We start from the raw sequence: 15,183 nt of genomic DNA on the forward strand, positions 1-15,183 counted from the left end.
AGATGTGCCATTGTAACCTAAACGAAAACTTTTTTATTTGCTTCGCAGCATATTCCTACCACGCATAAATATGCTACATAATATAATATTTTATGCTTGAACTTAAATAATGTTGTATTATCCGAACGAAAGTTCTTGCTGATATGAGCAATCGTTTGTTTTTTATCAAATATGAACAGGGCTTTTTTGATAGAAACATCTTTTGGCATCAAAATAAATGAGTTGACTTTCTATTTAAAAGAAAGTAACATACTATTTGTAAGTAAATATTGAAACGTTAGCACGGGAGGAAAATAGAATGTCTAAAGTATTGTTTGTTAAAGCTAATGACCGTACTGCTGAAGAAGCTGTATCTGTAAAACTTTATGATGCGTTTCTTAACAGCTATAAAGAAAATCATCCAAACGATGAAATTGTAGAGCTTGATCTTTACAAAGAAAACCCGCCGTACCTGGGCAGAAATGCTATTAACGGGACATTTAAAGCAGGAAAAGGCATGGAATTGAACGAGGAAGAAAAAGCAGCTGCAGCTGTAGCGGACCGTTACTTGGACGAATTCGTCAAAGCCGATAAAGTTGTTTTTGCTTTCCCATTGTGGAACTTTGCTGTTCCAGCTGTACTTCACACTTATGTGGACTACTTGTCCCGCGCAGGAGTGACGTTTACATACACTCCTGAAGGACCTAAAGGCCTGATGGGAGACAAGAAGGTTGCTCTGTTAAATGCCAGAGGAGGCTTCTATTCTGAAGGACCGATGGCTGCAATGGAAATGTCATTGAACTACATGAAAACCGTCATGGGCTTCTTCGGTGTTCAAGACCTGCATACCGTTGTCATCGAAGGACACAACGCTGTTCCTGACGACGCTCAAAAAATCATTGAAAACGGCTTAGCAGAAGCTAAAAAACTTGCAGCATCATTTTAATTGTGAAACCCTTGTTCCAAAAGCGGAACAAGGGTTTTTTATTTATGTCGGCTGCTTCATGCTTAATAAATAATAAACATAGTCAGTCGGCACACCCGCTTCACCCATTTGCCTCAGCATCGCTGAAATGTTGCCTCTGTGGTACGTGCCGTGATTGACCACGTGATGAAGGAGTTCGCTAACAGGCGTTTTGATTTCGCCGAATGCCGGATGTGCAATCGTGATTTCACCATCGGGGTCTTCAAGATTTTCAAAAAACGTTTCATATTGAAGCGCCGTGTCTTGAAAAATGGAGACGAAGTCATCAATCTTTTTTCCCTTTAACATTTCTTTCAGCCGCATGCCGGTTTCCTTTGCTTCCTCGTAAGCGGCTCCGGATATTACTTTCAGCCACAAGGCGTCGGCCACGCACATATGGGTAACGACCTCAGATACAGATTGAAAAACGCTTTGGATTTCCCGGGTGAACAGCTCTTCAGGCAGGCTTTTCAGGTGGCTGAGCACCCTTTGATTCGCCCAGTTGTGATAATCTAAATGCTTTAGTGCGCGATGTGTCATATTTTTAGCCCTCCTCACTTTTTTATTATCAATTCGTGAAAAAGATCGATATTCCTTTAAATGAGGAAAAAATACCTCGGGGCATAAAAAGTAAAAAACCTGCCGATCGGCAGGTTTTTGTGCTTAGTCTTCGTCCTGTTTTTTAGATGGGGTAACCGGGTAAAGTTCTTCCGATGCTTCACTTTGATACTGCAATGAGCCTGGCTTTTCCCGTTTTTCGTTTTCCGTTTCGCCCAAAACGTTGGCTTCCATATAGCGGTGGAAGAAATATTCGAACACTGTGACGCCGATTGCTGACACGATTGAAGCGGCAGCAAGCGAACCATACGGCGGATTATTTTGCATGGCGAGAATCGCCCAGATCAATACGAGGGAAAGGCCAAAGTCTCCCATTGTTGCAGTTGTATTGTTTGTTCTCGGCAGAAGAAGAAGATCTCCGATCAGATAGGAGATCACACCTAAAAACAATGTCAAAACAAACATTTCGCCAAATGGAACGCCAAAAAATAGAGTTAGCACCACATATAAGAGGACAAGGCTCACAATAAATTTTAAACACAATGCTCTTACATGCTTCATTTCGTTTCCACACCTTTCAGCTTATTTTAAAGCATTCCTGTTTTGTTGCTGTTTATTGCTTTTGTTATCCTGCTGGAATGCGCTTTCTGTTTCGTGGTCGTTTTTCAGCTGCTCGAGGCTGCTGTTTTGAATGCCTTTCTTCTGCATGGTCTCACCACCTTTTTCACTATATTTTGGATTGTTTTTGATTTCTTATACATACCACGAAAAAAGCAAAAAAGAGGGTTATCCCTCTTCCTGAAAGCCTGTCATTTTTTTCTCAGTCCTGCCGCGTATGCAGGGCCCATCCCGGTTATTTTTGATAAAATGAGCGCCATATCATGCGGCGTCTCTTTCATGCCGTTTTCCAGCCATTGCTGCATGACGCTGATATGAGCGCCGGTTATATAGGAAATCAAGTAGTCCTCCGGTACGATCGGATCCGCCTTGATCGCTTTTTTCAGCCGTTTTAAATTGATGCTCAAAACCGATTTGAATTTCAAACGGAAGGAACCCGGGCCTTTCGGGCCTAAAATTGCCTTCATAAAAACCTCGTTTTCTCTTATATATTGAAAAATATCGACGACAAACGTTAGCGGATGATCAATCACATCCTGATTTAATATGTCCATTGAGTGAATCGAGCGTTTAGCAATGTTACTGATCTCTTGGATAATTTCCTCCTCGCTTTGTTCCAGCAAATCGTATTTATCTTCGTAATGCAAGTAAAACGTGCCGCGGTTAATATCGGCTTTCGTTGTAATGTCCGTGACGGATATCTCTTCAAACGTTTTATTTTTCATCAGTTCAGAAAGTGCGTCTCTAATCATTTTTTTCGTGCGCTTTACCCTGCGGTCTTTTTTTTGTCCAGTCATACAAATCCTCCTGAGGTCCATGAAAATCAACAATGTCCATGTTTGTGTTGAGAACTTAACATTTGCTGATTGATTGTTCATTGCATTCGCCTTTTGTGCAATTATAATAAACATGATGAATATTAATCAACACAGTGTTCAATATTTGTGTATGAAAAAGCATGCCTCATAAGACAAAGTGTGTTGAAAGTCCGGCCAGGGCAAAATCAATCGTCCAAAATGAGGCGTGGAATTTCAAAAAGCGGCTCTAAGGAGAGGATAGAATGGAGAAATATGTGCTGTATTTCAATGAAATCGATCAATTTGCTTTGCCCTATGTCGGCGGAAAGGGGGCGAACCTCGGGGAAATGACAAAAGCGGGTTTTCCCGTTCCCGAGGGGTTTTGCATATCAACTGCCGCCTATCGCGCGTTCATACAAACAAGCGGCATCATCGACAGCCTGCTCGACCAGCTTGGACAGCTCAAGCATGATGATCTGGAACAGATTCGGATTGCGGGGAAGCAGATTCGCGAGCATCTTGCCCAGATTCCCATACCTGACGAGATCAAATCGGCGATACTGGAAGGCGTTGATACGACCGGCAAAGATAAAGCCTATGCTGTCCGCTCCAGTGCTACGGCAGAAGACCTGCCGACAGCTTCATTTGCGGGGCAGCAGGATACCTTTTTGAATGTCTGCGGAAAAGATCAGCTTCTTGATGCGGTAAAACAATGCTGGTCCTCTCTGTTTACGGACAGGGCGATTTCCTACCGCGCGAAAAACGGTTTCGATCACCGCTCTGTTTTTCTTGCAGTTGTCGTGCAAGAGATGGTTTTTCCCGAGGTGTCCGGTATTATGTTCACTGCGGACCCGATCACGGGGCACCGCAAAACGGTTTCCATCGATGCCAGCTTCGGCTTGGGTGAAGCGTTGGTGTCCGGAATTGTGAGCGCTGATCTGTATCAGGTTCAGTCAGGTGAAATCGTCAAAAAACAACTTTCGAAGAAGGAATCGGCCATTTACTCCGTTCCAGAAGGAGGAACCATTCAGAAAACCCTCTCTCCGGAAGAACAACAAACACAGGCTTTGCCGGATCAAAAAATCGTCGAATTGGCAGAACTGGGGCGCAGAATCGAGGCTCACTACGGTAAGGAACAGGATATAGAATGGGCTTTTGCCGGCGGCAGCTTTTACATTCTTCAAAGCCGGCCGATCACATCCCTATACCCGGCCGTACACGTTTTTGATGATAAGCCGCATGTATTGATTAATTTTGGCTATATCCAAATGATGACCGATCCAATGAAACCATTGGGTGTATCGGTGATCAGCCAAGTTCTCCGATTTTTTAAAAAAGACCCTTCGGCACAGCCGATTCTTCGCGAAGCGGGAGGAAGAGTGTTCGCCGATATTACGGGTGTTCTTTCCCTCAGATTCGCCCGAAGCCGGCTGCTTAAAGTATTAAATGGTATGGATCAGCTGATGGCATCTGCTGTATCGGAGGCAGTCAAGCGCAAAGAACAACAGCTTAATTCCATTTCGATAAAAGGCATGTTTCATATTGCCGGGAGATTGATGCCGATTTTGATTCCGGCAGCATTAAAGGTTGTCGGAATCCTGCTGATGAAAAACCCCGATAAAGCCGAGAAAAAAGCGGAATTGATCATTGAAGCGATCGTGACGGACACCGAGGAGAAGCTTAGCCGGACTTCCGGTGCTGAGACGATCCGCGTCATCCAAAAAGGAATGGAAAGGATGTTCCAAGACGTGCTTTCAAAAGTCGCTGTATATGTCTTCAGCGGAATGATTGCAGCCGGAGCGCTCGAAAAAAAGCTAAAAAAAAAGCTGGGGGACGAAAAAAGCGCTATTTTACTGGGAAAATTGTATAAATCCCTGCCTCATAATGTCACAACGGAAATGGGTCTTGAGTTGGGGGATCTTTCCGATCAAGCGAGGAAGTATCCTGAAGTCATTGACTATTTCAAGCGTGCAGACAGCGAAAACTTTATGGAAGAATTGCTCAAAATCCCCGGCGGCGCCGAATTGAAGGCGAGTTTAGATGGTTATCTCAAAAAGTACGGGATGCGGTGCGTGGGAGAAATCGATATGACAAGGCCAAGATGGGCAGAGGCTCCGGTTCAGCTCGTTCCGTCCATACTCAGCCATATTCGGACGACTGCCCAAGGGGAACACAGGAGGAAATTTAAACAAGGCGAAATGGAAGCGGAAGAAGCAAAAAAGGAAATCATCTCTCAATTTCGTTTCACGGAAAAAAAGAGAATCTCCCGGCTCGTTCATATGTATCGAAGCCTGATGGGAATGCGGGAGCATCATAAATTTACACTTGTAAAATTGATGTTTTTATACAAAAAAGCCATTCTTAAAGAAGCCCGCCACCTCGTTGAAAAAGGAATCCTCAATTGTGAAGACGATGTTTTTTACTTGACGCTTGAAGAGCTTATCGCGCTATTGGAGAATCGCAGCATCGGGAATATTCCGGAATGGTTAACAGACAGAAAACGGCAGCATATGTCCAATCAAAAGCTCACATCCCCCCGTGTGATGACAAGTGAAGGGGAGATCATCACAGGGAGGCTGCGAAATGCAAAAAGTCCCGAAGGAGCTCTCACAGGGACACCGGTTTCTGCGGGCATCATTGAAGGGACCGCCAGAGTTGTGAAGAGCCCTGAAGACGCGAGGCTGAATCAAGGGGACATCTTAGTGGCGCCGTATACTGATCCGGGCTGGACTCCGCTTTTTACTTCAGCGGTTGGACTGATTACGGAGGTGGGCGGCATGATGACTCATGGTTCAGTAGTGGCAAGGGAATACGGCATTCCTGCGGTCGTCGGAATTGACAAAGCGACAGACATCATAGAAGACGGCGCCTACATCCGAATCGACGGAACAAACGGGTTTGTTCAAATATTGAACAGTGACGGCTCATGAGCGCTTATATTGATGTTTGATGCTTATACCTGATATAATAAAAACAGAACAAGAGTTCGGTTTGATTCTCAAGGTGAGCAAAGCGTTGAGAGCTTTCAATGAACAAAGCAGATTCATGAAAGAAGAAGCCAGTCAAACCAATGAAAATGAAGGAGAAATGGATGTCGCAAAATGGAATTGTTTTAGTAGCCAGTGTATCAATCTTACGGGATGATAAAGTCTTGATGATAAAAGAGAATAAGCCTACCGCCGTTCATAAGTGGAACTTTCCGGGTGGACGTATCGAATATGGAGAGGACATTCTCCATTCAGCTCGAAGAGAAGTTAAAGAGGAAACTGGATTGGACGTAAAACTGATTGCGGCTGCTGGTGTATATAATTTTATCAGCAGGACGAAGAATCAAGTTATTTTATTTCATTTTATTGGTGAAGTTACCGGAGGTTCTATCAAGCTCGAAGAAGATGAAATTTCAGACTGCAAGTGGATAAAAGTAAGTGACCTTGTAACATTTGAGAACGAAGACTTACGAGAACCAAATGTAATAAAGCAAATCATTGATAACCTATTAAAAGAGAATGTACACTCAATGAGTGTGTATAATGAGCAACTGATTCAATAGTTCTTATCCAGCTAACAGAGACGTTAGTTGAACAAGTATAGAGGAAACCCTAATCATAGGATTTCCTCTATTTTCATGCAATATCAACATTAAAATTCAACAGAGCCTAAATCAAAAAAGCCAGCCTCTTAAAAAGGCTGACGAAGTCGTTCTTACCAGCTTGCTTTTTTAACGCCGGGGATATGCCCTTTGTAAGCAAGCTCACGGAAGCAGATGCGGCACAATTTAAACTTCCGAATCACGGAATGCGGTCTGCCGCAGCGTTCACAGCGGGTGTACTCTCTGACTTTGAACTTTTGTTCCCGTTTTTGTTTGACAATCATTGAAGTCTTGGCCATCTTTTTACCTCCTTCATTTTAAATTCATCGATTTATATAAATAAAAATAGAATTTATTTCTGTAAACAATTTATTATAACATTTAAAATATCATTTGTAAATAAATTCAAAAGACTCGCTTTGCAGATAAAAAGCGAAAATGAATCTCATTGATTAAAGCAATTAAACGATCCCGTTTCTCCTTAAAAAGCGGCATGTTCTATCAAAAAAGACCCACGCCCATCGATTGACTGATCTGCCATCCCTAAGATCGATGTGTCCGCTTTGCTCGATCTGATGATTTGGATTGAGAGGAAAATAACCGATTTGCATCATTACGAAGCAGCGGGAAATTTGTATACTGGCTTCAAAGAAAGGGGGGAAGGATAGAGAACAACGGTATTTAGATTTTTGTCTCATTGTCTGACACTCCACTATACAATGAAACGAAGGAAGAATCTAACACAGCAAGAAAGCGCTGCAGAATTTGACAGTCTTGTGATTCGACTCCAGCCAAAGAAACAAATCACTTCGATTCCGCAACACCAGCTCCCGCTCCAGATCAAGCTTGAAAACGAATCACGGAATGCAGGGCTGTTCATTTTCACATGAACCTCGATGTTCTAGGGATGACATTGCCGCTGTGTCCTTGAAAACGGCGCCGACGGCGGATATGGTAAACGCGTCAAATGTTATAAGCGGTAAAATCGGGAAAAGGTGTGCCGGCTGCACACCTTTTTTTCAGCGGCTACCTTTGGCTGACCGCTATTTTAAGCCCGATCAAAGCGAATAAAGACCCTTCCAGCAAATGAACTTTTTTGGCGGCTTGCGGACTTCTGCGCAGCCGGTCTCCGACTTTTTCCGCAAACAGGCTGATCATCACAAAGATCACAAACGCTTGAATTAAAAATAACATGCCGTAAACGAGCATTTGCGTTGTCACGCTGAAGGTGCCGGGATGAATAAATTGCGGAAGAAAGGCAAGGAAGAACAAAGAGACCTTCGGGTTTAATAGATTCATCACAACGCCTTTTTGGTATAAAGCTCTGCGGTTCAATGAATCTTTAGCTTCAAGATTGAAACCAGCACTTTTTCGCCGGAAAGACTGGTAAGCTAAAAACAACAGATAGGCTGCACCTGCATATTTCACGATCGAGAAGGCGACAGCTGATTGATAGATCGCAGCAGAAATACCTGCTGCAGCAGCTGTGATATGGACGACTAACCCTGTGCATAGCCCGCATGCGGTTGCTGTACCTGCCGATTTTCCCTTTGAGATGCTCTGTGCCAAAACGAACAAGTTGTCAGGGCCCGGCATAAGTGTAAGCAGTACAGCCGCACCTAAAAAAGAAACGATCGATATCACATCCATCTGTCCAACTCCATTTTCATTAGTATTTTTTTATTATACTATCAGAGAAACTCTTTTTTGAGTGAAAAGGCGGGGAAAATGGACGGTTTTTTAGTTTCTTGTATTAGTACAAGTTTGTGCTAATCAACATATTTTGATAATGAAGAATGAAACTCAAGGAAGGGAGAAGTGCTTATGTCTTACTGCAAACCGCGCGTTCTGCCGCCAGTTGTGCATCCTACCAGGTACTGTGAGGATCACAGATACTCTAAAACGATCGTTCCTCACATCCATCCGCAGCATATTAAAAAAGTGGATCATCAGAAATACGAGCATGTTCACTATTATCCGCATTCTTATTCAAACTATAAGCCGGTTTATCATGATCACTCTTACTGCGGTAAACCTTGTAATCGCTACGAAAAATACTAACCTTTCCGGAAGAAAAAGTTCTTCTCATGAAAAAAAGGCCGTAAGAAGCGTCCTAATGGTGCTTCTGCGGCCTTTTTTTCATTTAGTTCCTGCAACCTTGCAAAGTCCCCTGCAAAACAGCTCGGCCGGCCTTTTTCGTCTTCGAATTGAAAGGACGCACTTCGACTCGGGTATTCACAGTCAGCTCTGACGATATTTCGTCAAATTTGCCCGCCCAAGGACTTCCGCCAAACCAGCTTGGCGCGTCTTCCCGGACGAGATGCATGGTGAAGCGCCAGCTGATCTGGTCCGGTATCCGGGCCATTCCTTCATATTGATCATAATCTCCAAATGAAGCAGGGGCCGGAAGCCAATCGGCGTAGATGCCGACGCTTCGCCGTTCCCTGACTGGACTGTCAGGTGCTTCGGTATACGGTTTTTTCACTTTTGCAATTAAAGCCGTTCCACGGGCATTGGGAATATCTTGGGCTGGATGAAGAACGACGCTGCATGGATAAGGTATTGGTGCGGCAGGCTGCGCTTGGATCGCCGCCGCAGGCAGCATGAGGACAAGCGACAGCGCAAGACTTCCCAAGCGTTTCATCATTGAACCACCTCCGTATCTTGAAATAGTCTAACCAGTCACACCTTTTCAAATTCTTCACCTTCAGCCGCCAGGACATTCACCTATTGACATTTTGGGAGTACCTTATGGTAAAAGACACCATGATTGGGGGCGACGGCATGGGATACTTTGTTCAGGCAGAATCAGGCGTTAACCTGTACGTAGAAGACATTAATCCTCAAAGCCGCAAAACAATTGTATTTTTGCACGGCTGGCCATTAAGCCATCTGCAGTTTGAATATCAATTTGACGATCTTTCACAAAAGGGATACCGCTGTATCGGCATTGACTGGCGGGGATTCGGGCGTTCGGATAAGCCGGCGACGGGCTACAATTACAACCGTTTGGCTGACGATATCCGCGCTGTCGTTGAGACGCTTCAACTAAACCGCTTCACGCTTGCCGGTCATTCAACCGGCGGCGCCATAGCACTTCGCTATATGTCGCGATACAGGGGTTCCGGGGTCTCAAAGCTGGTTTTGATCGATGCAGCGGCACCTGTGGGATTTACAGAAGAGACGGCAGCCAAATTGCTTCAGCAAGCGTCTCACGATCGTCCTAAGATGATGCGTGAAGTGAGCGACACATTTTTCTTTCAATATATTACACAACCGTTCTCGGACTGGTTTTTTCAATTGGGATTGCAGGCGGCAGGCTGGTCAACAAAAGCGGTCATCGACATGCTGAGAGATGAGAAACTGTATGATGATCTTGGAAAAGTCGCTGCTCAGACCTTGATCATTCACGGTGTTCAAGACAAGGTGATTCCGTTTGCACAAGCAAAGGAACTCAACCGCAAAATAAGAAATTCATATCTTGTTCCGTTTCAATACAGCGGACACGGTCCGTTCTGGGAGGAACGCGAAATGTTCAACCGTATTTTAACGCAGTTTATCGGTTGATTCTATACCGAGGAGCTGCCGCCACATAATGTTCAAAAAGCAGAAAGGAATATTTTGGATAACGTGTTATGATGATAATCACCGAGACTGCTTCTACAGTTTGTAGCGTAAAAATACCCGAATAATTTTGCATTCCAGGGAAGAGAAGAATCGCAATTTTTACTAGGGTGAATCTCCGTTTTGCGCAGAAGCAGAAGGAAGCATGACGTTTCTTGAGGGGGAATGGAATTTAATGAAGTCAATTCAAGCAATCACCGTTCATTCAAAGCAATATATTGTAGGTGAGCCATGCCATCCGCCAGGATTTAAAGACGAAGCGACCGTTATGAAAATTACAGAAAAAAACAAGTTCTATGGATTAATCAGAGGCTTTGTTGTTCATTTCGATACAAAAACAGAGCTGCATATTCATACAGAGCCCGTCAAGGTATATTGGAGATGAAGGACTTTAAGCGAACATTTAAAGTATTCGTTTAGTGTGTTTTTTAACTCCGGAAGCAAGGGGTATTCAACCGGCGGATGCTTCAGGGTAATCAAGCAGATTTTCCAAACACGATCTTCAGAAAATGAACGGGCAAAAATAGGGACAAAGTATAGGTACTTATGCAGTCAGGCTTTAGCTTTTCAGCATAATGTACTAGTGAATCTATAAAATGAAAGGAGCGTGTACACATGTACTGCAAAAAACATCATGAGCCGCATGTTTACCCTACGAAATATTGTGAGGATCATAAGTATTCAAAGTCTGTCGTTCCTCATATTCATCCACAGCATACTAAAAAAATTGACCACCACAAATATGAACATGTTCATTACTATCCGCACACTTATTCACATCATAAAGACGTTTCGCATGAACACTATCATTGCGGAAAACCTTGCAAAGGCTATGAAAAAAAGTCGGACTATGGCCATTGCTATTAATAAAAGCTTGATTATACCATATTTTGATCGCAGTTAAATATACGTTCACTCATTTCACAGACCATAGCTTTTTTATGGTCTGTTTCCATTTGGGAGGTAGTAACCGTATATCGTGATTGCGAGCAGTATGAAAGCAGAATTTACGATAAATACACAACGCATCATTGCAATTTAAACAACCGCTGTTTCCTGCAATTCACCTTTCTTTTTTTTCTAACGTGATCGTGTACTGCATCTCTTCCATCTAGCTCAGAAGGCGGATTTTCAAGTCGCACAATACATATTAATATCATTTATACCTTCTTTATTTTAAAATGGTACATATAGGATGCTGTTTTTTCTAGTTGGCTGGGAAGAAAGGAGAACCGTTATGAAAAAAACACTTTTTCAAAATGCAACGATTGTAACTCTTGATCCGCAGCTTCATACGATCGAAAAAGGGGACATGCTGATTGAAGGCTCCTTCATTCTAGACGTTGCCGAGTCGATTGCACCGGGAGACGCTGAGATTGTTGATGCCTCCAACATGCTGATCATGCCTGGATTTGTCGATACACACCGCCACGTATGGGAATCTGTGATCCGCGGAATCGGAGCCGACTGGTCCCTGCAAACCTATTTAAACCGGATTTATTATGGCAATTATGGATCAATGAGAAGGCCTGAGGATGATTGGGTCGCGAACTATTTAGGAGCGCTTGAGGCGCTTGAGGCAGGGGTCACAACTTTGCTGGACTGGACGATGATTGAATCGCCTGATCATACGGACCAGCTGATTGCGGGACTGAAAGACGCCGGCATTCGCGCAGTATTCGCTTTCGGAACATCCGGTGATGCCGAATATTGGGACAGAGACAGTGATCTTTCGAATATGGACGAAGCGAAACGGGTAAAAAAAGCATATTTTCAATCGAAGGATCAGCTTTTGACGATGGGGCTTGCCATTCGCGGTCCGGAGTTTTCTTCATGGAAGACATCTGTGTTTGAAATCGAAACGGCCCGGGAACTTGATGCCTTATGCAGCATGCATATTGCGTTTGGCAACTGGGGAGCGAAAGATCGTTCGATTGAGAAGCTGAATCAAGCCGGGCTGCTCGGTCCCGATTTAAATATGGTGCATGCCAATGCGATGAGTGAAGAAGAAATGAAAATGCTTGCGGCTCACGGAAGCTCGATTTCTGTGACACCAGAAATTGAGATGATGATGGGGCACGGCTATCCTGTTACAGGGCTCGCCTTAAAAAACAGGGTTCTTACTGCACTTGGGGTTGATGTTGTGACATCGACGGGAGGTGACCTTTTCGCACAGATGAAATTTGCCCTTCAAGCAGAGCGTGCAAAGCGCAATGAAGAGCTGTTGAAAGAAGGGATCATGCCTGGTCCCGAATTGAGCATATCGGCCGAACAAATCTTGAAAGCAGCGACCATTGACGGGGCGAGGGCATTAAGGCTCGATCATAAAATCGGCTCGCTTTCCCCCGGCAAAGATGCTGACTTTATCATGGTGAAAACGGACAGCGTCAATTTGCTCCCTTTGACTGATGCGGTGGGGGCCATCGTCCAAAGCGCGCACACCGGAAATGTAGATTCCGTATATGTCGCAGGAAAAGCAGTGAAACGAAACGGTCGATTGGTTGATGCAGATCTTGAAAAGGTGAGACAAAAAGCGCTGGAAGCTAGAGACCATATCTTATCCCGATCCCCTGAAGGCGCCTATTGATCTTTCCTTTGAAATTCAGTGATAAACTTACCTTGCTTGACTTCAGAAGGCCGCTCTTTGGGAATTGTTTCTGTTTGAAGACCAGCTTTTTGGTTTAGTTTTCAGAGAAGAGTATGTATGGAAAAGGTTATGATGATGTTATAACCTTTTCCTGTCGCTTATAAGTTTTGATTAGAAGGGGATATAATTCACGCCATTAAGCATTTCTCTCCACAGATGATCATTAGACTGCCAGATTTCACGATCTGGAAGTGTAACCGCGCATATTCTTTTTAATGGCCAATTTTGCTCGACAATTCCTTTAACTTTTGAGTGATTGATAAGGAGTACCCTGAAGTCGTTTTGTACTAAATCCGATAATACGGACTCCAGTTCTTGAGCCTCCTTGTAGGTTCCGTTAGTTCTGACAAAAAGGATCCGATTAGCGGTTGACATCTTTTCATAAAATCTGTTGATTCTTCTATTGAATTTTTCCATCACTTCATTGTATGTGGCAAGATGTTCGAGTGTATTTTTATCTGCTTTAAAATCATGAGCTGAATCGACATGATAATAATCATCTGTTAAAGAGATATAACGGTCAGTAGTATAAACACCTGTTGAGTAGCCTGTTACCCTTAGATTTTGGGGTGCCATAAAATTTGAAAAGCGATTCTTTAAAAGACGGTTCAGTTCGGTCAGGGAAGAGGTGCCGACCCAGTCTAAAGGACCTGCATACGGCCTTAAATTGTTTTTCCTAAGCTGAAGAGCAGTTAAACAGAGGTGGCCTAATCCGAAAATGGCATTATAGTCTCCTTTTATATCATTCAAATTCATAATCTTAACTCCTTTTGTGGATTAATTTCCAACAATCTATTTAGTATTCTATGTTTTATAAAAGGGTTGAGTAACAACAGTTGCCTACATTGAGGTCTCGGAACAGGAGAGTTTAAAGAATGGGGCGGAAACATAAATAAAAAACAACGTAAAAGTTGTTTTTTAAAGGGAATTTTTTATCTGTAATAAAAGGATGTCTATAACAGAGTCATTCAAATTCTTTAGAATAGCTGAAATGTCTAAAACCAGCCTTCTTGTTTGTTCGTTATCAAGGATTAAATCTTTATGATGGGAAATAATAGATTCCAAAACAACGGCAAGTTCGACACCATTGTCAATATTTGCTATCAATGAGCTTTCTTTTATTTTTGTCAGAAGCCAATTTAAATCATCCAAACCTTCAATAGGGTAGTAATGAATCTGATACAGATCGGCTGCCGAATTTTCAGTCAGAATCTGTTCCGCTTTTTCTTTTGTGATGGCATCTTCCGAATAGACATAGGGAATATCTGCATTCCCAGAATGTATGCCTCCCGTATGTCCGCAGCGGTCATCGTCAATGGAGTCATCTGTATAAAGTTTAGAGAGAAATTCTCCAAATGAGCCGGCTAATCTAAAATCTTCTTCAAATTCTGAGTCAAAATAGTGAACGGGCGGATTTTCTTTCGTCTCCCTGTAGTCAAGCGCTATCCACGTATGGCCGTCTCCATGAATAAGGACCAGGTTGTCAGGCAGTCCTCATTCTTTAATAAAGGCTTTACTCTCGAGAATTCCATCCTTTTTCCCTATGCCTAATAAGTAGTCAAACTGGACATGATCTTTAGCCCAGGAGGTGGGCCGTTCAGAAGGGAAGGCGTTAAAATTGATATAGCCACCATTTTGTTCAAGAATAAGCGCTTTATATTCCTCCGGAAGTCTCACACCTAACTTTTTTTCAGCTTTCAGAATGCCTCTCTCTGATATGCTTTTTAAAGTGTACGGATCTTCGTCTTCGTATATCCAAAAGTTTTTCAAATGATTCCCCCACATTCGTTTATATCAGTATCTATCATGCAAAATGCTGCTCGGGCCTTTATGCTTGTATTGCCTTCCTGCAGTCTTTTATAACGGCTATCTTTGGCTGAAGACCGAGAAATTATCATACGTTTGCGGAATAGCTCCGTATGTTCCTTTAATACGAATATCTTTACATTCACCTTCGGTATTCTCAAAATAAAGCCTGTAAGTCCTAGGCATCAATGTGATGACATCCTGAGCAGTTCGATCAGGCCAGTTCCCTTCAAAATCTTTAATGCTTAAACTCATAAACCTGCCGGAAAGATGCATCATCTGAATTTTAATCGTTGTTTTGCAGTTTTCTGCATTAAAAATCGTAAACTTGTAGCCAATATGCCAGTGAGAAACGTTAGAGTCGCTATAGGGAATGTCCTCCACATGAGTTCCCGTAAACGTAAGATTCAGCTTGTGCGGGAACGAATAAGCTTCAGCACTGCTCCCAAAACTGAAAAATCCACAAAATAACACCATGACCAGCAAAAAGCGTTTCATTCAAAACCCCCTCCTTTTTCCATTTTATTGTAGCATAGATGAGTTGAAAAAGATGGAAGTTTTTTGAGGGAGAAGCACAAAACCAAAAATCGCGTATGGCTTT

The 15,183-nt window shown here is 43.1% G+C and carries 17 protein-coding genes and 1 pseudogene; 8 read left to right on the forward strand and 10 right to left on the reverse strand.

Annotated features, from left to right (window positions below):
• Positions 1-298: 298 nt before the first annotated feature.
• Positions 299-925, forward strand: a complete 627-nt coding sequence (locus M1E03_RS10465) for an FMN-dependent NADH-azoreductase (protein ID WP_020451803.1) — start codon at positions 299-301, stop codon at positions 923-925.
• 42 nt (positions 926-967) lie between these two features.
• On the opposite strand, the gene M1E03_RS10470 is transcribed toward M1E03_RS10465, so the two are convergent.
• From M1E03_RS10470 to M1E03_RS10485, 4 genes are all read right to left on the reverse strand, one after another.
• Entirely contained in the window at positions 968-1,483 is a 516-nt protein-coding gene (locus M1E03_RS10470; RefSeq protein ID WP_020451802.1) for a DinB family protein, read from the reverse strand.
• Between the two features lie 123 nt (positions 1,484-1,606).
• Positions 1,607-2,062, reverse strand: a complete 456-nt coding sequence (locus tag M1E03_RS10475; RefSeq protein ID WP_020451801.1) for a YndM family protein — start codon at positions 2,060-2,062, stop codon at positions 1,607-1,609.
• A gap of 21 nt (positions 2,063-2,083) precedes the next feature.
• Positions 2,084-2,209 (reverse strand): hypothetical protein, encoded by a 126-nt coding sequence (locus M1E03_RS10480; RefSeq protein WP_020451800.1) that lies wholly within the window; start codon positions 2,207-2,209, stop codon positions 2,084-2,086.
• A gap of 101 nt (positions 2,210-2,310) precedes the next feature.
• Positions 2,311-2,916: a TetR/AcrR family transcriptional regulator gene (locus tag M1E03_RS10485; RefSeq protein WP_026579558.1), complete on the reverse strand. Its 606-nt coding sequence runs from the start codon at positions 2,914-2,916 to the stop codon at positions 2,311-2,313.
• Between the two features lie 263 nt (positions 2,917-3,179).
• Between M1E03_RS10485 and M1E03_RS10490 the strand changes: the two genes are divergently transcribed.
• A complete protein-coding gene (locus M1E03_RS10490; RefSeq protein WP_458110772.1) occupies positions 3,180-5,846 on the forward strand; it encodes a phosphoenolpyruvate synthase in 2,667 nt (888 codons plus the stop codon).
• A gap of 161 nt (positions 5,847-6,007) precedes the next feature.
• Entirely contained in the window at positions 6,008-6,466 is a 459-nt protein-coding gene (locus tag M1E03_RS10495) for an NUDIX hydrolase (protein ID WP_023857340.1), read from the forward strand.
• 152 nt (positions 6,467-6,618) lie between these two features.
• Here the strand turns inward: M1E03_RS10495 and M1E03_RS10500 are convergent, their stop codons facing one another.
• Positions 6,619-6,804: a type Z 30S ribosomal protein S14 gene (locus M1E03_RS10500; protein WP_003182651.1), complete on the reverse strand. Its 186-nt coding sequence runs from the start codon at positions 6,802-6,804 to the stop codon at positions 6,619-6,621.
• A gap of 727 nt (positions 6,805-7,531) precedes the next feature.
• A complete protein-coding gene (locus M1E03_RS10505; protein ID WP_020451796.1) occupies positions 7,532-8,155 on the reverse strand; it encodes a LysE family translocator in 624 nt (207 codons plus the stop codon).
• A 174-nt stretch (positions 8,156-8,329) separates the two neighbouring features.
• On the opposite strand from M1E03_RS10505, the gene M1E03_RS10510 reads away from it, so the two are divergent.
• Positions 8,330-8,566, forward strand: coding sequence for a CotD family spore coat protein (locus M1E03_RS10510; protein WP_023857337.1), 237 nt, complete (start codon positions 8,330-8,332; stop codon positions 8,564-8,566).
• Positions 8,567-8,648: 82 nt separating this feature from the next.
• Here M1E03_RS10510 and M1E03_RS10515 read toward each other — a convergent pair whose 3' ends face one another.
• A complete protein-coding gene (locus M1E03_RS10515; RefSeq protein ID WP_020451795.1) occupies positions 8,649-9,152 on the reverse strand; it encodes a hypothetical protein in 504 nt (167 codons plus the stop codon).
• Positions 9,153-9,289: 137 nt separating this feature from the next.
• On the opposite strand from M1E03_RS10515, the gene M1E03_RS10520 reads away from it, so the two are divergent.
• The 4 genes from M1E03_RS10520 to M1E03_RS10535 all read left to right on the forward strand — a co-directional run bounded on the left by M1E03_RS10520 (position 9,290) and on the right by M1E03_RS10535 (position 12,716).
• On the forward strand, positions 9,290-10,072 hold the full coding sequence (locus M1E03_RS10520) for an alpha/beta fold hydrolase (RefSeq protein WP_458110800.1): 783 nt from the start codon (positions 9,290-9,292) through the stop codon (positions 10,070-10,072).
• 232 nt (positions 10,073-10,304) lie between these two features.
• Positions 10,305-10,514 (forward strand): hypothetical protein, encoded by a 210-nt coding sequence (locus M1E03_RS10525; protein WP_020451793.1) that lies wholly within the window; start codon positions 10,305-10,307, stop codon positions 10,512-10,514.
• Between the two features lie 230 nt (positions 10,515-10,744).
• On the forward strand, positions 10,745-10,996 hold the full coding sequence (locus tag M1E03_RS10530) for a CotD family spore coat protein (protein ID WP_020451792.1): 252 nt from the start codon (positions 10,745-10,747) through the stop codon (positions 10,994-10,996).
• Positions 10,997-11,366: 370 nt separating this feature from the next.
• Entirely contained in the window at positions 11,367-12,716 is a 1,350-nt protein-coding gene (locus M1E03_RS10535; RefSeq protein ID WP_103749488.1) for an amidohydrolase family protein, read from the forward strand.
• A gap of 171 nt (positions 12,717-12,887) precedes the next feature.
• On the opposite strand, the gene M1E03_RS10540 is transcribed toward M1E03_RS10535, so the two are convergent.
• The 3 genes and pseudogenes from M1E03_RS10540 to M1E03_RS10550 form a co-directional block, all read right to left on the reverse strand.
• The gene (locus tag M1E03_RS10540; protein WP_020451790.1) at positions 12,888-13,532 is read right to left on the reverse strand and encodes a DUF1796 family putative cysteine peptidase; all 645 of its coding nucleotides are present in this window, start codon (positions 13,530-13,532) and stop codon (positions 12,888-12,890) included.
• A 162-nt stretch (positions 13,533-13,694) separates the two neighbouring features.
• Positions 13,695-14,561 (reverse strand): annotated as a pseudogene (locus tag M1E03_RS10545) (SMI1/KNR4 family protein).
• 81 nt (positions 14,562-14,642) lie between these two features.
• Entirely contained in the window at positions 14,643-15,080 is a 438-nt protein-coding gene (locus M1E03_RS10550; RefSeq protein WP_020451788.1) for a hypothetical protein, read from the reverse strand.
• Between the last annotated feature and the right edge of the window lie 103 nt (positions 15,081-15,183).

The organism is Bacillus sp. PK6-013, from assembly GCF_054161445.1.